We start from the raw sequence: 21273 nt of genomic DNA on the forward strand, positions 1-21273 counted from the left end.
GAGACAGGGCGGGCGGAGGTGGTCGGCCTCAGGAGTCGAAGCCCATGCCCACGGCGTCGAGGATCTTGAGCAGCGGGCCGCGGCGTCCCTGGTTCTCATCGGCCTTGATGAGCGCCTTGGTCGTCATCGTGATCCCCAGCCACGCAACGGGTTCGGGCGGGAACGGCAGCGGCTGCTTCCGCACCATCTCGAGCCGGGTGAGCTCGGTGTCCTCCCCGGAGAGGAGATCGAGCATGACGGTGCCCGCGAAGCGCGAGGCGCCGACGCCGAGGCCGGTGAAGCCAGCCGCCATCGCCACCTTCCTGTCGTAGGCGACGGTGAAGAACGCGAAGAAGCGCGAGCACGTGTCGATCGCCCCGCCCCACTTGTGGGTGAAACGCACCCCCTCGAGCTGCGGGAACGTCTCGTAGAAGTGCCGGGCGAGGGTTTCGAACGTCTCCCGATTCTGGTCGTACTTCCACGACACCTGACGGCCGTAGTGGTACACGGCGTCCCACCCGCCGAAGAGGATCCGGTTGTCGGCGGTGAGCCGGTAGTAGTGGAACCGATTCGCGCAGTCGCCGATGCCCTGCCGCCCCTCCCAGCCGATCGCCGCCATCTGCTCATCGCTCAGCGGCTCCGTCATGAGCGCATAGTCGTAGACCGGCACGGTGTGGAGACGGGCGCGCTTGAGTAGGGAGGGGAAGACGTTGGTCGCGAGCGCCACCCGGTGGGCGCTGATCGACGCCTGCCCGGCGCGGCCCGTCCGGTCACCGGAGACGGGTTCGGTGGTCACGGTCACCGTCGTCTTCCGATCGCGGAGCCCGGTGACCTTCGTGCCCTCGTACACCTCGACGCCGAGTTCCCGGATGACGCGCAGCAGCTCCCAGCACAGCTTCGCCGGGTTGAGCATCGCGACCTCGCGGGAGTCCCAGAGCGCTCCTTTGTACGTGGGGGAGCGGACGAGGTCGGCGAGCTCCTGCTGCGAAAAGAAGATGAATCCGGCCTCGGGGTCGTGGCCTGCGCGGAGGTCGGCGACCTGGTAGTCCTCGGTCGCGACGTCGAGTTCGCCGGTGCGTTCGAACTCGCAGTCCATGCCGTACTTCGCGACAGCGGCCTCGATCGCGTCGAGGTTCTCCCGGCCGAGCGCGGCGAGGCGCTCGTTCTCCGCCGGCAGGTGGGTCTCACCGTTGTCGTAGCCGTGGGTGAGGCTCGCGGCGCAGAAACCGCCGTTGCGTCCTGAGGCCGCCCACCCGACGGTGTTGGCCTCGACGAGGATGACCCGCCGATCGGGGTCGCGCTCCTTGGCCTGGAGCGCGGTCCACAGCCCGGTGAACCCGCCGCCGACGACGACGAGGTCGGCGTCGGTGTCTCCGGTCAGCGGCGGCAGGGGTGCCGGGCGCTCATCGGTGTCGAGCCAGAACGGAACGGTTGAGGCGTCGGCCAGGGCGGCTTTGACGTCCATGTCACTTCGCTTTCTGCCTTGCGGCAATGCTGGTGCTGGGTGGGTCAGTGGGGTCCCCACCGTCATCCTGCCATCGTCTTGATGATCTCGGTCGAGTTGCTGCCGGCCCTGCGCAGCACGAAGCCGACGAAGGCCAGGGCCGCCAGGGTGAGGACGAACATCACCGTTGAGATCGCCGCGACCTCGGGGCGCAGGGCCACGCGGACGGCGGAGAAGATGTAGACCGGCCACGGGGTGTAGCCGGGCTGCTGGACGAAGCTCGAGAGGATCGTGTTGTCGAGGCTGACGGTGAAGGACATGAGCGCACCGGCGAGGATGCCGGGTGCTGCGATCGGCAGGGTGATGTCGCGGAACCGCCGCCACGGGGTGGCGCCCAAGTCGGCTGCGGCATCCTCGAGCTGGGTGTCGATGCCGGCCAGGCGGGCCCGGACGATGAAGGTGACGATCGCCATCGAGAACATCGCATGGGAGATGATGAGGCGCACCAGGCCGTTGTTGATCGGGGTGATGCCCCAGTCGACGCCGAGGGTGACGAACCACGGCAGGAACGAGATGCCGTCGACGATCTCCGGGGTGACGAGGGTGAGGGCGAGCAGGCCGGTGAGTCCGAGCGCCCACCACGCGCCCTTCGGCGCCCGGGCCAGCGCCACTCCGCCGAGGGTGCCGAAGACCGTCGAGACGATCGCGGCACCGACGGCGGCCTGGAGGCTGGTGACGACCGAGGAGATGATGATGTCGTTGTTCAGCCCCGTGATGTAGGCGTCGAGGCCGAAGCCGCGGAAGGCCGCGAGCACCCGTCCGGTGTTGAACGAGTAGGCGATGATCACGGCGATAGGGATGAAGAGGTAGATGAAGACGAGGATGCCCCAGACGTTGAGTCCGATGTCCGTGGGCGTCCTCCGGGCGAAGGTGTTCTTCTTCGACATGTCATGCCCTCCCGTCGGTGAGCGGAACGCTGTTCAGCTTCGCTGCGATCTTCTGGCCCAGCCACAGCAGCGCGAACCCGATGCCGACGACGGCGAGGGTCGCTGCGATGAGGATGAGCGCCATGGCCGCCCCGAGCGCCCAGTTCTGCGAGGCGTTGAACTGGTTGGCGATGAGCTGGCCGATCATCGACCCGCTGGCCCCGCCGAGGACGGTGGCCGTGACGTAGTCGCCGTTGAGCGGGATGAAGACGAGCAGGCAGCCGGAGATGATGCCTGGCATCGCCATCGGCAGGGTGACCCGGAGGAACGTCGTCACCTTGCCCGCGCCGAGGTCGTAGCTGGCTTCCCGCAGTCTGCTGCCGGAGGCGTCGATGGCGACGAAGAGCGGCAGGATCATCAGCGGCAGGTAGTTGTAGACGACGCCGATCTGCACCGCGGCACGGGTGTAGAGGATGTCGAGCGGGGCGTCGAGGATCCCGATGCCCTGCATCCACTGCGAGAGGAACCCGTCGGGGGAGAGCATGATCTGCCAGCCGAGGGTGCGGACGAGGAAGTTCGTCCAGAACGGGACCATGACCAGCGCCAATGCGAGCGAGCGCCTCGCCGGGGCGACCTTGATCGCCAGCCAGTACGCGAACGGCAGGGCGATGACGAGGCAGAGGAACGTGCCGAGCAGTGAGATCCGCAGGGTCGCGAAGAACGTCGCGATGAAGCTCGCCGACAGTGCTTCTGGGTAGCGGTCGAAGGAGAGCTGATCGGTGGCCACGGCCGTGAACTGGTCGGGTTTGTAGCCGAAGCTGTAGAAGACGACGAGGGCGACGGGGATGACGAAGAAGAACAGCGCGTACGCCCAGGTCGGGAACGACATCGCAGCCGCACCGAAGACCCGGGTGGACAGGCCACCGGACCTGCGCTGCGGTGCCGGCGCCGAGGCGGCCGTGCCGTTCTCGTCGGGACGGTCTGCTGCCGTGGTCGGCTGCTGGGTGGGTGTGCTCATGCTCCGCTCCTTGCCTGGGCGTCGGCGAGGATCGTCGTCCGGATCTGGTCGGCCGGAGTCTGAATGCTCGGCTCCAGTCGGTCGAGGACCTCCTGCGTGGGGAAGATCAGTGCCTGTTCGCTGAGATCGGCGGCCTTCGCCTGCTCGGCGAGGCCCTTCGTCCCGATCGGGTAGCCGATGTAGTCGAGCTGGGCGACCGCGGTCTCCGGCGAGATCATCTGGTTGATGAACGCGTGCGCCGAGTCCGGGTGCGGTGCCCCGGTCGCGATCGCCCAGTTGTCCATCCACAGGTTCGCCGTCGGGGTCGGGAAGACGAACTTCCAGTCCTCGGGGTTCGTCACCTCCGACAGGCCCTGCCGGGCGTCGCCGTTGAACGCCTGGAGGAGCGTGAAGCTGCCCTGGATCATCCCGGTGGCGACGTTGCCGATGTAGGCCTTCGTGTTCGGGGCGATCTGGTCGACGACGACGGCGCGGGCCTCCTCGAGTTCCCTCTCGTCCTCGGTGTTGAGGCTGTAGCCGAGGGTGGCCAGGGCGATCGCCGTGACCTCCCACGGGTCCTCGAGCAGCGAGGTCGTGCCCGCCGCCTCGTTCTGTGCGGTGTCGATGAAGTCCTGCCAGCTGGTGAGCTCCCGGTCGATGGCCGAGGTGTCGTAGACGAAGCCGGTGGTGCCCCAGGCCTTGCAGATCGTGTACTCGTTCTTCGGGTCGAAGTACTGACCGGTGAAGTTCGGATCCATGTTCGAGAAGTTCGGGATGAGGTCGAGGTCGAGCTTCTGGAGAAGATTGTGGTTGAGCATCTGCGGGATGTTCGACCCGGTGGGGACGACGACGTCATAGCCCGAGGTCCCGCGCGTGGTCGAGAGCTTGGCGACGAGCTCCTCGTTCGAGCCGTAGCTGTCGACCTGGACGAGGACGTCGTTCTTCTTCTTGAACGCGTCGATGAGCTCGGGGTTGTCGTAGTCACCCCACGTGTAGAGGTTGAGCTTCGACTCGAGTTCGCCGTCGACCGGGGGAGAGGCCGCCATCTTCGTCGTCTTCCCGCACGCGCTCAGCGCCCCGAGCGAGGCGACGCCGAACCCGGCGAGCACGGCCCGCCGGCTCAGCCGCTTCGCCGCCGCCCGTGGGGCGAGGAAGTGCACATCGGCCACCTCACTCACCGCCTTCCGTGCCGTAGACGGCGACGGCGTCGGCATCCCAGCTCAGGTCCACCTCGGCGTCGGGACCGAGGATCTGGGAACCGGCGGCGGGCACGCGGGCGAGGATCTCGTCGTTGTCGCCGACGACGACCATGTACTGGACGACATCGCCGAGGAAGGACGTCGAGAGCACCCGGCCGCGGGCACCGTTCGTGGTCGGGGGCTGGGAGCCTGCCGGACTCACGCGCATCCGTTCGGGTCGGATGGCAGCACGGACCCGGTCGCCCACGGTCAGGGTGCGGGCCTCGGTGCTCGCCGAGGCGGGACGGAGCTCGGTCACGGCCGTCTCCATCACGGTGTTCGCCGTCCGCAGCCGCACGGTGTCGCCGTCGGCGGCGATCACCTCGGCGGGGACGAAGTTCTGCTTGCCGATGAAGCCGGCGACGAAGCCGTTGGCCGGGTCCGCGTAGATCTCCTCCCCGGAGCCGATCTGCTGGATGACGCCGTCGTACATGACGACGATGCGATCGCTCATCGCCAGCGCCTCCTCCTGGTCGTGGGTGACGAAGACGAACGTCGTGTCGAGCTTCGCGTGGAGGCGTTTGAGCTCGAGCTGCATCTCCTCGCGCAGCTTCCGGTCGAGGGCCGACATCGGCTCGTCGAGGAGGAGGACCTGCGGCCGGTTGACGAGTGCCCGGGCCAGGGCGATGCGCTGCTGTTGGCCGCCGGAGAGCTGCTCGGGTTTGCGGCCGGCGAAGTCCTCCATCCGCACGAGGGAGAGCACTTCGCGGACGCGGTCGGCGATCTCGGCCTTCGGGGTCTTCGACTGCTTGAGGCCGTAGGCGATGTTGTCGGCGATGTTCATGTGCGGGAAGAGCAGGTAGGACTGGAACACCGTGTTGACCGGCCGCTTGTGCGGGGGCAGGGAGACGATGTCGCGGCCGGCCAACAGGATCTGCCCGTCGGTCGGCGCTTCGAAGCCGGCGATCATCCGCAGCAGCGTCGTCTTCCCGCAGCCCGAGGGTCCGAGCAGGGAGAGGAACTCGCCCTGTCTGACGCCGAGGTCGAGTCTCTCGATCGCGGTGTTCTCACCGAAGACCTTCTTCACTCCGCGGATCTCGAGGTGATCGGTTCCGGCCGGGGCGGGGTGGGCCGTGGCGGCCTCAGTCGTGACGGTCATGATGGCCTTTCTTCAGAGGTGGTGTCGTGGACGACGATGCCGCCCGCGATCGTCAGCGCAGTCCGGGTCTCGGAGATGCGGCCGGGGTCGAGGTCGAGGGGGTTGCGGTCGGCGAGTGCGAGGTTGGCTCTCTCGCCGAGGCGGATCCCGCCGTTGGCCTCCGAGCGCAGCAGGTGCGCGGAGCCGGCGGTGTAGGCGCGCAGCGCGGTGGCGACGTCGATGGCCTGCGCAGGCACAAGCGGAGCAGGGTCGCTCGACTCGGGGTGCGAGCGGTTGACGGCGACGTGGATGGCGTCCCACGGGTTCGGCGTCGACACCGGCCAGTCCGAGCCCATCGCCAGATGCGTCCCGGAGTCGGCGAAGCCGCGGAACGGGTACTGCCAGTCGGTGCGCTGCTCGCCGAGGCACGGGATGTTGAGGTCGACCATCTGTTCGTCGCGGCTGGCCCACAGGGCCTGGAGGTTCGCGGTGATCCCGAGGTCGGCGAAGCGGGGGATGTCGGCGGGGTCGACGACCTGGACGTGGGCGATGTGGTGGCGGGCATCGGGTCTGCGGTCCGCGCCGAGGGCGGCGAACGCGTCGAGGGCCGCGCGCACCGCGGCGTCGCCGATCGCATGGCAGTGGATGTCGAAGCCGGCGGTGTCGAGCGCGGCGAAGGCTTCATGGAGGTGCTCTCTCGTGAAGTAGCTCGTGCCGAAGCCTCCGCAGCCACACGTGTACTCCTCGCTCATCGCCGCGGTGCGGGATTCGACGATGCCGTCGAGCATGAATTTCACCGAGGTAGTGCGGAAGGATCCGTCCGTGCGGCGGCGGGTGGTGAGCTCGGCGACCTGGGCGGGGACGTCGTCGACGTCGCGCGGCCACCACAGGCTCCCGACGACCTCGGCGGTGAGCTCGCCGGACTCTGCGGCTCGGACATAGCTGTCGAAGTTCGACCGGTGCCCGCCGTAGTCGCCGACGATCGCGTCCATCCATGCGGTGACCCCGAAGGAGGCGAGGTAGGACTGTCCGGCGAGCAGTCCCGCGCGCAGGTCCTCATCGGAGGAGGGCGGGAGGTGGGAGGAGACGAGGTCCATCGCGGACTCGTGAAGGCAGCCGATCGGCTCGCCGGCCGCGTCCTTCTCGATGACCCCGCCCTCGGGGGTCGGCGTCCGCGCGTCGAGACCGGCCAGGCGCATCGCCGCACTGTTCACCCACGCCGAATGGTGATCGGCGCTGAGCAGGAGGATCGGACGGTCGGCGCTGAGGTCGTCGAGGAGGTCTGCGGTCGGCACGCCGCCGGCGAAGTCGGCCATCGACCAGCCGCCGCCGACGAGCCAGTTCGCGCTTGCCTCGCCGCGGTCGGCGGTCGCGGCGAGGTGGTCGGCGATGACCGCGCGCACCTCGTCCGCGCCGTGGGTCCCGCTGAGGTCGCAGCCGAGCGATTCGAGGCCGCCGAACGTCGTGTGGACGTGAGCGTCGACGAACCCGGGGGTGAGGAGAGCGCCGGCGGCGTCGACGGTGCGGGTGTGAGGGGTCGCCGGGGCAAGTGTGCCGACCGTGGCGATCCGGCCGTCGCGGATGCTCACGGATGTCGCGGCGATGACTTCGGCGCCGTCGAAGACGACGGCATCGACGATGTCGAGATCGGCCGGGGTCGCACCGGCGGGTGCGGCCGTAGTGTCAGGGGTCACTGGGGTCCTCCGACTTCCTTGTCGTCTGGTGTGCGCATCCCGAGCAGGGGTGCACAGGCTGGGGTTGGGGTCGCTCCCGGCGGCTGTGGCGGGGGGCCGGGATCCGCTCGTGTCCCGGAGGTGACCGGGACGGCCCATCACGTCGTGAAGATCGTGTCCTGCCACGCGTGGTGCGGGTCCTCATGCTGGTCGATGAAGACGTGTTTGATCTGCGTGTACTCGTCGAACGAGTACTGGCTCATGTCCTTGCCGAAGCCAGACGCCTTGTACCCGCCGTGCGGCATGTCGGAGACGATCGGGATGTGCTCGTTGATCCATACGCACCCGGCTTCGATGTCCGCGGCCGCCCGCAGCGCCCGGTTCGTCGACCGGGTCCACGCGCTCGCCGCGAGCCCGTACCGGGTGTCGTTGGCCAGCGCGATCGCCTCGTCGTCGGTGTCGAAGGGGACGGCGACGAGGACGGGTCCGAAGATCTCCTCCCGCCACACCTCGGCGTCGGTGTCGATGCCGGTGATGAGCGTCGGAGCGTAGTAGGCCGTCGACTCGGGGTCTCCGGGAAGATCCCCGCCGAGGTGGTCCCGGGTGGGGATCTGCCCGCCGGTGCGGATCGTCGCCCCGGCCTCCCGGGCGCGCTCGACCATCGCGGCGACGCGGTCGCGATGGGTGAGCGAGATGAGCGAGCCCATGTCGGTGGCCGGGTCGGACGGGTCGCCGAGGCGCACGCCGGCCATGAGCTCGGCGACGCGGTCGGTGAAGGCGTCGAAGTGCTCGGCGGCGACGATCGCGCGGGTCGCCGCGGTGCAGTCCTGTCCGGAGTTGATGAGCGAGCCGGCCACGGCGCCGCGGGCTGCGGCTTCGATGTCGGCGTCGGCGAAGACGACGAGCGGGGCCTTGCCGCCGAGTTCGAGGTGGACGCGGGCCCCCTTGCGTGCGGCGAGCTCCATGATCCGCCGGCCCACGGGAGTCGATCCGGTGAATGAGGTCATGACGACGTCGGGATGGGTGACGAGCGCTTCGCCGGCGTCCTGGCCGTCACCGGCGATGACGTTGATGACTCCGGGTGGGAATCCGGCTGCGGTGGCCGCCTCGGCGAGGATGAGGGAGGTCCCCGGTGTCATCTCCGAGGTCTTGAGGACGATCGTGTTGCCCGCGGCGACGGCCGGCAGGATCTTCCACGCAGCCATCTGCAGCGGGTAGTTCCACGGCGCGATCGAACCGATGACGCCGAGGGGCTCCCGACGGATCATCGACGTCGACTGCTCCCAGTAGGTGCCTGCCGAGAGTCCTGTGAGCTGCCGGGCGGCGCCGGCGAAGAAGCGGGCGTTGTCGATCGACCCGGGGACGTCGAACTCGGTGGCCAGCCGGATCGTCTTGCCCGTCTGCTGCGACTCGAGGGCCGCGATCTCCTCGCTGCGCGCCTCGAGCTCGTCGGCGAGGCCGAGGAGGAGGTCGGCGCGCTCGCCAGGGGTGAGCGCCTTGAACGCCGGGTACGCCGCCTTCGCGGCAGCGACGGCCTCGTCGACGTCGTCAGCGGTGGCGAGCCGATACGTACCGGTCGTCGCTGCCGTGGCGGGGTTCGTCAGGGTGAACGGTGCTCCCCGTCCCTCGTGCTGTTCGCCGTTCCAGTGGTGCATGCATATCGGTTCCCGCCTTGTGCGTGTGGACCTGCGCCGGTGATGCGGTGTGGCGCGGGTCACTGTTTCGGATCACAGTAACGGATTTCGCTCGTGAGTTCCACTAGATCCGTCGTATCAGACCGGAAGTGACGGGAGAACGCTTGCCGAAAGCGCGAATGACCTGCTGAAACAGTGGTCCGCCGAGGTGGTGGCGAGGTGAGGGGCCGTGCGCTCGCTCGAGTGGCCGGCGCGCGCCCACCGACGAGTCGAGGACGCTGAGTGTCGATTCCTCAGTCGGAAATCGACACTCAGCGTCCTCTGCTCGTGTTGGAGGCGCTGGCTGCGCGCCGGGAGCGCGGGGCAGCTGCCTTACGCGGGGAAGGACTCGCCGGTGAGCGTCTCGAACGCCTCGATGTAGCGGGCGCGGGTCTTCTCGACCACCTCGGCGGGCAGGGCCGGCGGGGGAGTGTCCGAGGACCTGTCCCACCCGGACTCGGTCGTCAGCCAGTCGCGGACGAACTGCTTGTCGAAGCTCGCCTGCACGGTGCCGGGCGCGTAGGACTCGGCGTCCCAGAAGCGCGAGGAGTCCGGGGTGAGGACTTCGTCGGCGAGGACGATCGTCCCGTCGGGCAGCGTCCCGAACTCGAACTTCGTGTCGGCGAGCACGATGCCGCGCTCCCGGGCGATCTCCTCGGCGCGGGAGTAGATGTTCAGGGTGAGGTCGCGGATCCGCTCGGCCTGGTCGGCGCCGATGGTCTCGACGACCTGCTCGAAGGACACGTTCTCGTCGTGGTCGCCCAGTGCTGCCTTCGTCGCCGGGGTGAAGATCGGCGGCTCGAGCCTGTCGGCCTCGGTGAGACCCGCGGGCAGCTCGACGCCGCACACGGCACCCGTCTCCCGGTAGTCGCTCAGGCCGGAGCCGGTGAGGTAGCCGCGGGCGACGCACTCGACGGGGATCATTGTGAGGTTCTGGACGATGAGCCCGCGCCCGCGCACGGCCGCGGGGACGTCGGTGCTGATGACGTGGTTGCCGATGATGTCGGACAGCTGGTCGAACCACCACAGGCTCAGCCCGGTGAGCACCCTGCCCTTGTCGGGGATCTCGGTGTCGAGGACCCAGTCGTAGGCGGAGATCCGGTCGGAGGCGACCATGAGCAGACGCTCGGCCGAGGCGATGTCTGCTGCATCCTCGGGGATGTAGAGGTCACGGACCTTGCCCGAGTACACATGCGTCCAGCCCGGGAGGACCGGGGCACCAGAGCCGGGCGCTGCGGTGGGAGCGGTGTCACTCGAACCGGCAGGGCCCGCCTCCGCTACTGCCTCGGGGGCGGCATAGATGTCGGCGACCTCGATCGTCCCGGCCGCGGCCGCCTCGGCGATGTCGCTGCGGTGCTGCTCGCCGTCCCAGGAGATCTCGTCGACGGCGGCATATGCCCGGGCCCGTGCCTCGTCGAGGTCGCCGCCGAGGGCGACGACCGAGAGGACGCGTCCCCCGGCGGTGAGGACGTCGCCGGCGACGTCCTCGGACGTGCGGGTGCCGGCGTGGAGGACGGAGACGTCCTCGCGGGCGTCGGCGGCCTCGAGTCCGGAGATGACATCGCCCGTGCGCGGGCTCTCCGGGTAGCCTTCGGCGGCCATGACGACGGTGACCGCGGTGCGCGGATCCCAGTCGAGCTCGCCGACCTCGTCGAGGCGGCCCTCGGCGGCGGCGAGCAGCGTCTGCCCGAGCGGGGTGCGCAGGCGGGCGAGGACGGACTGGGTCTCGGGGTCGCCGAAGCGGACGTTGAATTCGACGACGCGCAGGCCCTTCGAGGTCAGGGCCAGCCCGCAGTAGAGGAGACCGGTGAACGGGGTGCCGCGGCGGGCCATCTCGTCGACGACGGGCTGGGCGACGGTGCTGACGATGTCCTCGACCATGCCCGCAGGTGCCCACGGCAGCGGCGAGTAGGCGCCCATGCCGCCGGTGTTCGGTCCCGAGTCGCCGTCGCCGATGCGCTTGAAGTCCTGGGCGGGGGCGAGCGGCACGGTCCGGGACCCGTCGCAGAGGACGAAGAGGGAGACCTCGGGTCCGTCGAGGTAGTCCTCGATGACGACCCGGTCGGAGACCTCGAGGCACGAATGCGCGTGGTCGAGGGCTGCCTGCCGGTCGGTGGTGACGACGACGCCCTTGCCCGCGGCGAGCCCGTCGGCCTTGACGACGTACGGGGCGCCGAAGTCGTCGATCGCAGCGGCCGCCTCGTCTGTGGTGTAGGCGACGACGGTGCGCGCGGTCGGCACCCCCGCCGCCTCCATGATCTCCTTGGCAAACGCCTTCGAGCCTTCGAGGTGTGCGGCCTCGGCGCTCGGACCGAAGACCGGGAACGAGGCCTCACGCAGGGCGTCGGCGACCCCGGCGACGAGCGGGGCCTCGGGTCCGACGACGACGAGGTCGACGTCGAGGCGTTCGGCGAGCGCGGTCACCGCCTGCGCGTCGGAGGCGTCGAGCGCCTCGGTGTGGGCGATCGCCGCGATCCCCGGATTCCCGGGGGCGGCGATGACGGCGTCGACCTGGGGGTCGCGGCTGAGAGCAAGGACGAGGGCATGTTCGCGGGAGCCCGACCCGATGACGAGAACCTTCACACGACCAGCCTATAAGGTCGTACGCTTGAGTGCGTGAGCCTCTCCACCTTCCATCCCGCCGAGGCGGTCGAGCTCGCCGTCGTCGAGCGCAGCGGATTCGTCGAGTCCCGTCACCTCGGTTCCGCCGTCGTCCTCGACCCTGACGGGTCCCCGGCGCTCAGCCTCGGGTCTCCCACTGCGCCGATCTTCACCCGCTCGAGCCTCAAACCGCTTCAGGCGCTCGCCGCGATGTCGCTCGGCGCCGACCTCACCGGGACCGCGGCGGCGCTCGCCACCGCCTCCCACCGCTCAGAGGCCGGGCACGTCGAGACCGTGACCGCGATGCTTGAGTCCGCGGGACTGAGCGCCGACGACCTCCGGTGCCCCTCCGTCCACCCCGCCGACGGGGCGTACCGGCGCAGCCTCGCCGAGGCGGGAGACCCGATCTCGCCCGTGCACTTCAACTGCTCCGGCAAGCACGCAGCCTTCCTCCGTGCGGCGCTTGCCGTCGGTGCGGACACCGCGAGCTACCTCGACCCCGCTCATCCCGTCCAGGTCCGGGTCGCCGAGGTCGTCGCCGCCTTCGCCGATGAAACGCCTGCCGCGGTCGGCACCGACGGGTGCGGGGCTCCCGTGTTCGCGCTCAGTCTCACCGGTCTCGCCCGGGCGATCGGCCGCGTCGTCGGCCTCGGTGCTGATGCGCCCGGATCCGCGGCACCCGGACTCGCCGACTTCGCCGACCACGCCCGCACCCTCATCGAGGCGGTGTTCGCGCAGCCGTGGGCGATCGAAGGGCACGGGCGACCGAACACGACGGTCATCGACCGCCTCGGCATCTTCGCGAAGGGCGGTGCCGAAGGCGTCATCGTTATGGCCACCCGGGACGGTCACGCCGTTGCCCTCAAATGCCTCGACGGCTCGTCGCGGGCCACCGGCCTCGTCGCCCTCACCCTCCTCCGGCGGGCAGGCGCCCTGCCGGAGGTCGGCGACGACGAACTCGCCGAGGTCGCCCGTCTCATCACCGAGCCCGTCACGGGAGGCACGGATTCCGAGGGGCGGACAGCGGTCGTCGGCACCGTGCGCGTGAGCGAAGATGCAGCAGGAGGAGGGAGCTGAGATGGCGATTCGACGACGGATAGACCCCGACGAGGGCAGGCGCGCACTCGAGATGTGGGTGGCCCACGCAGACGCCGACGCAGCCCCGGGCGACCGGGCGACACTGGCGACCGCGGTGCGCTACACCCTCGAGGAGCTCGCCTCCCGCGCCGAGGGCAACAGCGTCGAGGTCCGGGTCCCGCCCTTCGGCGTCACCCAGTGCATCCCCGGCCCCCGGCACACCCGCGGCACCCCGCCCAATGTCGTCGAGACCTCCGCCGAGGTGTGGCTCGACCTCGTCACCGGACGCACCGACTTCGCCGAGGCGCTCGCCGCCGGCACCGTCGACGCCTCGGGCACCCGCGCCGACCTCTCCGACTTCGTTCCGCTCTTCACCTCAGCCGAGCTCGAAGGACCGCGATGAGCGCCCAGATCACCCAGACGACCTCGTTCATCGGCGGCCGACACGTGCCCTCGCTGACGACGTACGCGAACATCGACCCTGCCACCGGCGACCACCTCGGCGACGTCTCCCGGGGCGGCGCGGACGAAGTCGACCGGGCGGTCAAGGCGGCGGCGAAGGCACAGCGGGAGTGGAAGCGCTCGAGCCCCGAGCAGCGCTCCCGTCTCCTCGTCGCCACCGCCGAGGCGATCCGCACCCACCGCGACGAACTCGCCCGCATCGAATCCGAGGACACGGGCAAACCGCTCACCCAGGCCTACGCCGACGTCGATGTGTGCGCCCGCTACTTCGAGTTCTACGGGCACACCATCGAGGCGTACTACGGCACGACGATCCCGCTGGCCGAGGACATGCACGTCTACACGCGCCGCGAACCCTACGGGGTGACCGGGCACATCGTCGCGTGGAACTACCCGCTCCAGCTCATCGGCCGGGCTGCGGCCACTTCGCTGGCCACTGGCAACTGCGCGGTCGCCAAACCCGCCGATGAGACTCCCCGGTCGACCGTTCGCCTCGCCGAGCTCCTCCACTCCGTCGGGTTCCCCGCAGGGGCCTTCAACGTCGTCACCGGTCTCGGCGCCGAGGCGGGGGCGGCTCTGGCCGCGCATCACGGCGTCGCCCACCTCGGCTTCGTCGGCTCCACGGAGGTCGGTGCGCAGATCGCCCACGCCGCGGCCGAGAGGGTCGTGCCGACGATCCTCGAACTCGGCGGGAAGTCGGCGAACATCGTCTTCGCCGACGCCGATATCGATGCGGCGATCCCCTCGCTCGTGCGCTCGATCATCCAGAACGCCGGACAGACGTGTTCGGCCGGAGCCCGCCTCATCGTCGCCCGCGAGGTCCATGCCGAGGTCATCGAGAAGCTCGCTGCGGCCATGGAGCAGGTGACGATCGGCCACGGACTCGACGACCCGATGCTCGGCCCGCTCATCTCGGTGGGGCAGCAGGCCCGGGTCGAGGGCTTCCTCACCGACATCGGCGACGCCCGCATCGTCACCGGTGGGTCCCGTCCGCAGGGACTGGCCGACGACCTCGGCGGGGGTGCCTTCATCGCCCCGACCCTCGTCGACGGCGTCACCCCGGGGTCGACGATCGCCCAGCAGGAGGTGTTCGGCCCCGTCGTCGTCGCGATGACCTTCGCCGACGACGAGGAGGCCGTGGACCTGGCCAACGGCACCGAGTACGGTCTCGTCTCCGCCCTGTGGACCCGGGAGCTCTCCCGTGCCCACCGGATCGCCGCCGAGGTGGAGGCCGGGCAGGTCTTCGTCAACACCTACGGGGCCGGCGGGGGAGTCGAACTGCCCTTCGGCGGGTTCAAGAAGTCAGGGTACGGCCGCGAGAAGTCGATCGAGGCCCTCGACGAGTACACGCAGACGAAGACGGTCGTCATCAGACTGTGACTCCGGCGGTCCTCACCCTGGTGCTCGTCGCCGCGGTCGCCCACGCCGTGTGGAACCTCGCGGCGAAGACCGTCGCCGGCAAGGGCTATGCGTTCGTCCTCGCCTACCACGGGCTCTCCGCGATCCTGCTCGCCCCGATCGCGATCTGGCTCGTCGCCACCGGTGCGCAGCCGCTGGACTGGGCGCTCATCATCGCAGCGCTCGTCTCCGCTGTTCTCCACATCGGGTACTCGATCTCCCTGCAGTCCGGCTACGACCACGCACCGCTCGGGGTCGTCTACCCCAGCGCCCGGGGGTTCGGGCCGGTGCTCACGATCATCGTCGCCGTCGCCTTCCTCGGGGAGAGGCCGAGCGGGTTCGAGATCACCGGGGCCCTCATCGTCCTCGCCGGCATCGCCGTCGTCACGCTCCAGCCGCGCCGGACCACCGGTCAGCCGCGCGGGATCACCGGGCGGGCGGGGTCCGCCGGCGTCGTCCGGGGCCTCGCGTGGGGCGGTCTCATCGGGGCGTTCATCGCCGCCTACACTCTCTGGGACGACTTCGCCGTCAACCACATCACCGGCTCCCCGCTGCTCTACTTCGCCGTCTCCGAGGTATGCGTGGCGCTGGTCATGGGCGCGGGCATCGTCACGCTTCCCGGTGGGGCGAGCAGGCGGGCGGACCTCCGGTCGATCGTCACCGAGCACAGGTGGGCGCTCATCACGGTCGCGGTCCTCTCCCCGGTCGCCTACCTGCTCGTCCTCTATGCGATGCAGCGCGCCCCGGTCTCCCTCGTCGCACCGGTGCGCGAGACGTCGATCATCGTCGGCACCCTGCTCGCGTGGTGGTTCTTCGGTGAGCGGGGTGTGGCCGCGAAGCTCATCGGTGCGATCGTCGTCGTCGCCGGCATCGGCCTCATCGCTCTCGGCTGAGCGGACGATGAGCGGACGACGAGCGGGTCAGCCTTCGGCTGTGCCTCAGCTCTTGGCGGCCTTCTTCCGACGGGGGACGCGGACGACGCGGACGGGGCAGAGCGCATGCGCGAGGACACCCTGCGAGGTCGACCCGAGGAGTGTCGCGGCGAAGCCGCTGCGCCCGCGCGAGCCGATGACCATCTGGTCGGCCGTCTGGGTCGCCGCGACGAGGACCTCCGTGGCCGGGGCGTCGCAGATCGTCCAGCGGACGTCGAGGTCGGGGAACTCGTCGCGCAGGGTCGCGGAGGCGAGTTCGAACCCGGCTGCGGCCTCGTCGTAGAGCTTCGTCAGGTGCTCTTCGCTCGGCAGCCACTCGGGGGAGAGGATGTGGGCGGCGGTGACGCCGACGAGGTGGAGGGGCTTGCCGTAGATGCGGGCCTGCTCGGCGCCGGCGCGCAGCACCGGGCTGTCGGTGTCGAAGGGGTCGAGGCCGGCGACGATCTGCCCCGTGAACTCGGGATGAGCGCCCGGGCCCTTCGAGGCGTCGACCGTCGGACCCTCCTGCGAGGTGCGCACGGGCGGTTCGATGGGGTTGTGCTCATCGTGCGGCGGGCGCTCGGGCCATGTGGTCGGGATGACGACGGTCGGGCAGTGCGCGTGCGCGGGCATCGCGAGCGCCACCGAGCCGAGCAGGCGACCGGAGAACCCGCCGTGGCCGCGGGCGCCGACGACGGCGAGGTCGGCGTTCGTCGATGCGTCGATGAGGACGCCGGAGGCGTCTCCGGAGGAGACGAGGGTCGACACGGGGACTCCGGCTTCGGTGACGACGGCGGCGGCCGCCTCGGCGAGCTGCTTCGTCGAGTCCTTGACGGTGGTGTCGAAGTCGGCCGGGTAGACGATGTCGGCCCGGCTCATGTTCACTCCGGGGACCGTGTACGCGGCGATGAGGCGGATCTGCGCGCCGGTGAGCTGGGCGTGGTCGATGGCCCAGTTGAGCGCACAGCGGCTGTTGGCGGAGCCGTCGATTCCGACGATGATCGTTTCTGACATGTCCACCCCTTGTGAGAGCCTTCGCGTATCGTCTCCTCAGTCTATGGGATTGCCTGGGAATCGGGGCAGGGCCGCTGGACTAGACTGTGTGCGACTTCGTCGGCCCGGCCGACGCCATCCCCCGCGCAAGGAGATCATGAAGGACCAGATCGACGTCTCGGTGCGTCGCAGCCCCAAGTACGCCGCGTTCATGGCCGTGGGCGCGATCCTCGGCGTCCTCGTCGCCGGACTGCTCACGCTCGTCGTCGATCCCAGTGAGATCCCCGCGGAGACGACCGTGGCCAAGGGCGCGGGCCTCCTCGTCGTCTTCCTCGGCATCATCGGCCTCTTCCTCGGCGGCCTCGTCGCGCTCCTCCTCGACTGGCGCGGCCGGCGCAGGGCCCGCGAATTCCGGGTTGAGGCGCAGATCGACATGGTCGACGATCCCAAGGCCGTCGCCGCCCGGCGTCTCGCGGAGATGCGCGGTGAGCCGGTCCCCGATCCCGGGACCGAACCCGGCCCCGAGGCGGGCGGTGAGTCCCCGGATTCCCCCGCCGAGGCGGCCCCCGGGACTCCTGCCGACGACACCGGCGACCGGGGTGACCTGGGACGCTCCGAACGGCCGGGTTCCGGCGCCTGAGGCGGCGGTCGGCGGCCCTCCGGCAGTGTGAGACAATTCTTCACGTGGCAAGAGGAGACGGGCAGCTGACCCACGAAATCGACCCCCTGGACCGCGGCCCACAGGACGCCTGTGGAGTGTTCGGAGTCTGGGCTCCGGGCGAGGAAGTCGCCAAACTTTCGTACTTCGGGCTCTACGCCCTCCAGCACCGCGGGCAGGAGTCCGCGGGCATCGCCGCCTCGAACGGCAGCCAGATCCTCATCTACCGGGACATGGGACTCGTCTCCCAGGTGTTCCAGGAGCGCGATCTCGAACTCCTCCAGGGACACATCGCCGTCGGGCACACCCGGTACTCGACGACGGGATCGCCGTCGTTCGAGAACGCCCAGCCGACGCTCGGACCGACCCCGTTCGGCACGGTGGCGCTCGCCCACAACGGCAACCTCACGAACTTCGACGAGCTCGAGGCCCTCGCCGACTCCCGCAGCGACCACGCGCACCGTGTCGTCGCCGAGGCGACGAAGAAGCGCACCCGCACCCGGGCCTTCCGCGACTCGTCCAACGACACCTCACTCGTCACCGAGCTCTTCGCGACCGAGCAGGGCGAGGACCTCACCGACGCCGCGCTCAAACTCCTGCCGCAGGTCGAAGGCGCGTTCTCGCTCGTCTTCATGGACGAGAACACGCTCTACGCCGCCCGCGACCCGCAGGGCGTGCGACCGCTCTCGCTCGGCCGCCTCTCCACTGGGTGGGTCGTCGCCTCGGAGACCGCGGCCCTCGACATCGTCGGCGCCTCGCACGTGCGCGACGTCGAACCCGGTGAACTCATCGCCATAGACGAGGACGGACTGCGCTCGTTCCGCTTCGCCGAGGAGAAGCAGGCCCGCTGCGTCTTCGAGTACGTCTACCTCGCTCGTCCCGACAGCGTCCTCGACGGGCAGATCGTCCACGGCGCGCGCACGGAGATGGGACGCAGGCTCGCCCGGGAGTACCCGGTCGACGCCGACCTCGTCATCGCCACCCCCGAGTCGGGCACTCCCGCCGCCGTCGGCTACGCCGAGGAGTCCGGGATCCCGTTCGGACAGGGGCTGATGAAGAACGCGTACGTCGGACGGACGTTCATCCAGCCTTCGCAGACGCTGCGCGAACTCGGCATCCGCCTCAAACTCAACCCGATCCGCGAGAACATCGAGGGCAAGCGCCTCGTTGTCGTCGACGACTCGATCGTGCGCGGCAACACGCAGCGGGCGCTTGTGCGCATGCTCCGGGAGGCCGGGGCCAAGGAGATCCACATCCGCATCTCCTCCCCGCCGGTCAAATGGCCCTGCTACTACGGCATCGACTTCGCCACCCGTGCCGAGCTCATCGCCAACGGTCTGGGCGTCGAGGAGATCTGCACCTCGCTCGGCGCCGATTCGCTCGGCTACATCTCCCTCGACGGGATGATCGAGGCGACACGGCAGAAGCGCGACCAGCTGTGCACCGCCTGCTTCTCCGGCGAGTACCCGATTCCCGTCAACACCACCCCCGTCGACAAAGGATGCTGAGTTGAGCCACGACGACAATGCTGTGGAGGCTGCCCCGCAGTCCACGACCTATGCCGCGGCCGGCGTCGACGTCGAAGCCGGCGACCGGGCCGTCGAACTGATGAAGTCAGCGGTCGCCGCCACCCACAACGCCAGCGTCGTTGGCGGCGTCGGCGGGTTCGCGGGACTCTTCGACGTCTCCGTCCTCAAGGACTACACGCGTCCGCTGCTCGCGACGTCGACCGATGGGGTGGGCACGAAGGTCGCGATCGCCCAGGCGCTCGACATCCACGACACGATCGGCTTCGACCTCGTCGGCATGGTCGTCGACGACATCATCGTGTGCGGCGCAAAGCCGCTGTTCATGACCGACTACATCGCGTGCGGGAAGGTCCACGCCGAACGCATCGCCGCGATCGTCCGCGGCATCGCCGAGGCCTGCGCGCAGGCCGATGTCGCGCTCGTCGGCGGTGAGACCGCGGAGCACCCGGGTCTCCTCGGCGTCGACGAGTACGACGTCGCGGGCGCTGCGACCGGTGTCGTCGATGCCGAGAACCTCCTCGGGCCCGACAAGGTCACCGCCGGAGACGTCCTCATCGCCCTGCCGTCCTCAGGGATCCACTCCAACGGGTACTCGCTCGTCCGGCACATCATCGCCGAGGCGGGATGGACGCTCGACCGTGAGGTCCCCGAGTTCGGGCGCACCCTCGGCGAGGAGCTGCTCGTTCCCACCCATGTCTACACGGGCGAGCTCAACGCGCTCTTCACCGCGCTGCCCGGTGCCGTCCACGCCGTCTCGCACGTCACCGGCGGGGGACTCTCGGCCAACGTCGCCCGGGTGCTGCCGCCCGGACTCGTCGCCGCGATGTCGCGCGACTCGTGGGAGATCCCCGCGGTCTTCTCCGTCCTCGGCGACCTGGGCGGGGTGCCGCGCGCCGACCGCGAGAGGACCTGGAACCTCGGTGTCGGCATGGTCCTCGTCACGGCCGCCGAGGCCGCCGACGAGGTGCTCGCCGCCAGCCCCGGGTCGTGGGTCCTCGGCGAGGTCCGCACCGACGACGGGGCACTGGCCACAGAGCTCGACTACGTCCAGGGCGCGAAGGGCGTCGACGGGGGAGCGGCGATCCTCCGCTGACGGGCCGCAGCCGGCGGGCGTCCGCCGGCGGGCCACAGCCGCACGCGCGGCGAGCTGCGCACACGGAAGAGGGGCGGAGACCGAAGTCTCCGCCCCTCTCTCAGTGTCTGAGTTCAGCGTGTGTGATCAGCGTCTGCGATCAGGACCGGCGCTCGGAGTAGTCGTCGTCGTCTTCGTCGTCGACGTTGTACTTGTCCGCGTACTCGGAGTAGTCAGGCTCATCGTCGTAGGGATCGGAGGCGCCGGACTTCTGCGAGTCGGAGCCAAGCTCTTCTTGGAGACGATTCAGGTCGGTGTCCGGGCTGTAGTACTTGAGCTTCCGGGCTACCTTGATCTGCTTTGCCTTTGCGCGGCCGCGACCCACTGGCGTGACCCCCTCCGTCGTCATGTGGGGTGTGCAACCCCGGACTAGATCTCTGCTATGCGCTTAAATCCTACCTGTTCGCGGTGGGAAGTTCCATTTCGCGAACCGACCTTGGATAGGGTGATCCCATGTCCTACAGTCGCGAATATCTCGTCTCCCTGCGGATCTTCGAACCCATCGTGGTTCATTCCGAATTGCAAGACAGGCAGGTCGAGGACAACCGTGCGCGCATCGAGGCGCAGGTGGCCGATGACGCGGATCAGCGCCTGATCTCGCTTCCTCCTAGCCCGGTCGCCGAGTCGTTCCGGAACACACCGATCTTCCTTCCCGCGTCTCAGACCCCGGACGGAGTGGATCGGTTCTCGCCCGCGCAGGAGGACATCCGCGGGTGGGAGGCCCTCGAATCGCTCACCGAGCACACGTCGAAGGCGACCCTTGACATCATCGCTCCGAAGTCCGCGCGCAGGCGCGCGGCGAGCCTGCGTGCGGAGTGGCTCCAGGACACCAAGGACACGCGGATCTTCGCTCGGGTCTCGGCGTGGGATGTGCCCCCGGCGTGGTGGCTGTTCTTTTCCCTCGGGGAGGACCAGGTGATCACCGAGGAGACCGACGAGGGGCTGCGGGTGCTCATCCGCACCGACATCCTCGCCGCCTCGGCGCGTATGGAATGGGCGTCGGAGACCATTGCGGAGAAGTCGAAGGTCGTCGACATGGTCGAGCAGACGAGCGTGCTCGCGCAGTGGATCGACAGCTTCGACATGAACTCGATCCTCGAACTCGACCTCGGCGGGATGAGCGAGGTGCTCTGGCCCAACGAGGGTCCCGAGCTCGTCGACGCGTGGGTGACGGCGCTGAGCAATGACGACCTCGAATCCGCGACCGCCGCGTTCCAGAAGTACGCGGCGGCGTGGGAGCAGCTCAACCTCTACGCCCGCGGTTCGTGACCGACCGTCCCCGGCAGCCCTGCGAGCGCTGAGCAACCCGGTGCCGGGTTGCCCAGCGCCCGGAGGGCTGCCGAGAGTGCGAGATTCCGGCCACAGGTGCCTCGCTCGCTGAGCGTCGGTCGTGACCCGGGACGCTACGATTGTCTCCGAGATCGACGAGGTGGGGCCCCTGCATCGTCTGAGAACACCGTCCGCGCAGCCCAGGTGCCGGACTGAGGGACCGACCGCGGCATGA

At 69.5% G+C, this 21273-nt stretch carries 18 protein-coding genes; 8 read left to right on the forward strand and 10 right to left on the reverse strand.

Annotated elements, in window-relative coordinates; all coding sequences use genetic code 11:
- Positions 1–28: 28 nt before the first annotated feature.
- The 8 genes from ACQ1RG_RS07120 to purD all read right to left on the reverse strand — a co-directional run bounded on the left by ACQ1RG_RS07120 (position 29) and on the right by purD (position 11591).
- A complete protein-coding gene (locus tag ACQ1RG_RS07120; protein WP_009377588.1) occupies positions 29–1444 on the reverse strand; it encodes an NAD(P)/FAD-dependent oxidoreductase in 1416 nt (471 codons plus the stop codon).
- A 62-nt stretch (positions 1445–1506) separates the two neighbouring features.
- The gene (locus ACQ1RG_RS07125) at positions 1507–2370 is read right to left on the reverse strand and encodes an ABC transporter permease (protein ID WP_009377599.1); all 864 of its coding nucleotides are present in this window, start codon (positions 2368–2370) and stop codon (positions 1507–1509) included.
- 1 nt (position 2371) lies between these two features.
- Positions 2372–3367, reverse strand: coding sequence for an ABC transporter permease (locus ACQ1RG_RS07130; RefSeq protein WP_009377601.1), 996 nt, complete (start codon positions 3365–3367; stop codon positions 2372–2374).
- Positions 3364–4524, reverse strand: coding sequence for a polyamine ABC transporter substrate-binding protein (locus ACQ1RG_RS07135; protein WP_009377602.1), 1161 nt, complete (start codon positions 4522–4524; stop codon positions 3364–3366). The genes ACQ1RG_RS07130 and ACQ1RG_RS07135 overlap by 4 nt, the downstream gene beginning before the upstream one ends.
- Positions 4517–5683 carry an ABC transporter ATP-binding protein gene (locus tag ACQ1RG_RS07140; protein WP_009377603.1) on the reverse strand — a complete coding sequence of 389 codons (1167 nt, stop codon included), beginning with the start codon at positions 5681–5683 and terminating at the stop codon, positions 4517–4519. Before ACQ1RG_RS07140 ends, ACQ1RG_RS07135 begins: the two co-directional genes overlap by 8 nt.
- On the reverse strand, positions 5680–7356 hold the full coding sequence (locus ACQ1RG_RS07145) for an amidohydrolase (RefSeq protein ID WP_009377604.1): 1677 nt from the start codon (positions 7354–7356) through the stop codon (positions 5680–5682). The genes ACQ1RG_RS07140 and ACQ1RG_RS07145 overlap by 4 nt, the downstream gene beginning before the upstream one ends.
- A gap of 137 nt (positions 7357–7493) precedes the next feature.
- Entirely contained in the window at positions 7494–8990 is a 1497-nt protein-coding gene (locus tag ACQ1RG_RS07150; RefSeq protein ID WP_009377605.1) for an aminobutyraldehyde dehydrogenase, read from the reverse strand.
- Between the two features lie 351 nt (positions 8991–9341).
- Positions 9342–11591, reverse strand: a complete 2250-nt coding sequence (purD, locus tag ACQ1RG_RS07155) for a phosphoribosylamine--glycine ligase (protein WP_430600777.1) — start codon at positions 11589–11591, stop codon at positions 9342–9344.
- A gap of 33 nt (positions 11592–11624) precedes the next feature.
- On the opposite strand from purD, the gene ACQ1RG_RS07160 reads away from it, so the two are divergent.
- The 4 genes from ACQ1RG_RS07160 to ACQ1RG_RS07175 are packed head-to-tail and all read left to right on the forward strand — an operon-like array spanning position 11625 to position 15439.
- Positions 11625–12686, forward strand: coding sequence for an asparaginase (locus ACQ1RG_RS07160; protein ID WP_430600780.1), 1062 nt, complete (start codon positions 11625–11627; stop codon positions 12684–12686).
- A gap of 1 nt (position 12687) precedes the next feature.
- Positions 12688–13089: a sterol carrier family protein gene (locus ACQ1RG_RS07165; protein WP_009377610.1), complete on the forward strand. Its 402-nt coding sequence runs from the start codon at positions 12688–12690 to the stop codon at positions 13087–13089.
- A complete protein-coding gene (locus ACQ1RG_RS07170; protein ID WP_095376173.1) occupies positions 13086–14528 on the forward strand; it encodes an aldehyde dehydrogenase family protein in 1443 nt (480 codons plus the stop codon). Before ACQ1RG_RS07165 ends, ACQ1RG_RS07170 begins: the two co-directional genes overlap by 4 nt.
- The gene (locus tag ACQ1RG_RS07175) at positions 14525–15439 is read left to right on the forward strand and encodes an EamA family transporter (protein WP_095376172.1); all 915 of its coding nucleotides are present in this window, start codon (positions 14525–14527) and stop codon (positions 15437–15439) included. Before ACQ1RG_RS07170 ends, ACQ1RG_RS07175 begins: the two co-directional genes overlap by 4 nt.
- Positions 15440–15484: 45 nt before the next feature.
- On the opposite strand, the gene ACQ1RG_RS07180 is transcribed toward ACQ1RG_RS07175, so the two are convergent.
- A complete protein-coding gene (locus ACQ1RG_RS07180) occupies positions 15485–16471 on the reverse strand; it encodes a universal stress protein (RefSeq protein WP_101624198.1) in 987 nt (328 codons plus the stop codon).
- A 136-nt stretch (positions 16472–16607) separates the two neighbouring features.
- On the opposite strand from ACQ1RG_RS07180, the gene ACQ1RG_RS07185 reads away from it, so the two are divergent.
- The 3 genes from ACQ1RG_RS07185 to purM are packed head-to-tail and all read left to right on the forward strand — an operon-like array spanning position 16608 to position 19730.
- Positions 16608–17090, forward strand: a complete 483-nt coding sequence (locus tag ACQ1RG_RS07185) for a hypothetical protein (protein WP_197932306.1) — start codon at positions 16608–16610, stop codon at positions 17088–17090.
- A 44-nt stretch (positions 17091–17134) separates the two neighbouring features.
- Positions 17135–18616 (forward strand): amidophosphoribosyltransferase, encoded by a 1482-nt coding sequence (gene purF / locus ACQ1RG_RS07190; protein ID WP_040341654.1) that lies wholly within the window; start codon positions 17135–17137, stop codon positions 18614–18616.
- Between the two features lies 1 nt (position 18617).
- The gene (gene purM / locus ACQ1RG_RS07195; RefSeq protein ID WP_101624196.1) at positions 18618–19730 is read left to right on the forward strand and encodes a phosphoribosylformylglycinamidine cyclo-ligase; all 1113 of its coding nucleotides are present in this window, start codon (positions 18618–18620) and stop codon (positions 19728–19730) included.
- 139 nt (positions 19731–19869) lie between these two features.
- Here purM and ACQ1RG_RS07200 read toward each other — a convergent pair whose 3' ends face one another.
- Positions 19870–20094 carry a DUF3073 domain-containing protein gene (locus ACQ1RG_RS07200; RefSeq protein ID WP_009377627.1) on the reverse strand — a complete coding sequence of 75 codons (225 nt, stop codon included), beginning with the start codon at positions 20092–20094 and terminating at the stop codon, positions 19870–19872.
- 128 nt (positions 20095–20222) lie between these two features.
- On the opposite strand from ACQ1RG_RS07200, the gene ACQ1RG_RS07205 reads away from it, so the two are divergent.
- Positions 20223–21038: a hypothetical protein gene (locus ACQ1RG_RS07205; RefSeq protein ID WP_009377628.1), complete on the forward strand. Its 816-nt coding sequence runs from the start codon at positions 20223–20225 to the stop codon at positions 21036–21038.
- The last annotated feature ends 235 nt before the right edge of the window (positions 21039–21273 follow it).

Source organism: Brevibacterium sp. K72 (genome assembly GCF_050562175.1).
In the GTDB taxonomy this organism is placed as follows: domain Bacteria; phylum Actinomycetota; class Actinomycetes; order Actinomycetales; family Brevibacteriaceae; genus Brevibacterium; species Brevibacterium casei.

Coding starts and splice junctions, on each gene's coding strand:
- ACQ1RG_RS07120 (WP_009377588.1), bottom strand. CDS start 1,444: ATGGACGTCAAAGCCGCCCTGGCCGACGCCTCAACCGTTCCGTTCTGG.
- ACQ1RG_RS07125 (WP_009377599.1), bottom strand. CDS start 2,370: ATGTCGAAGAAGAACACCTTCGCCCGGAGGACGCCCACGGACATCGGA.
- ACQ1RG_RS07130 (WP_009377601.1), bottom strand. CDS start 3,367: ATGAGCACACCCACCCAGCAGCCGACCACGGCAGCAGACCGTCCCGAC.
- ACQ1RG_RS07140 (WP_009377603.1), bottom strand. CDS start 5,683: ATGACCGTCACGACTGAGGCCGCCACGGCCCACCCCGCCCCGGCCGGA.
- ACQ1RG_RS07150 (WP_009377605.1), bottom strand. CDS start 8,990: ATGCACCACTGGAACGGCGAACAGCACGAGGGACGGGGAGCACCGTTC.
- ACQ1RG_RS07165 (WP_009377610.1), top strand. CDS start 12,688: ATGGCGATTCGACGACGGATAGACCCCGACGAGGGCAGGCGCGCACTC.
- ACQ1RG_RS07170 (WP_095376173.1), top strand. CDS start 13,086: ATGAGCGCCCAGATCACCCAGACGACCTCGTTCATCGGCGGCCGACAC.
- ACQ1RG_RS07180 (WP_101624198.1), bottom strand. CDS start 16,471: ATGTCAGAAACGATCATCGTCGGAATCGACGGCTCCGCCAACAGCCGC.
- ACQ1RG_RS07185 (WP_197932306.1), top strand. CDS start 16,608: ATGAAGGACCAGATCGACGTCTCGGTGCGTCGCAGCCCCAAGTACGCC.
- ACQ1RG_RS07205 (WP_009377628.1), top strand. CDS start 20,223: ATGTCCTACAGTCGCGAATATCTCGTCTCCCTGCGGATCTTCGAACCC.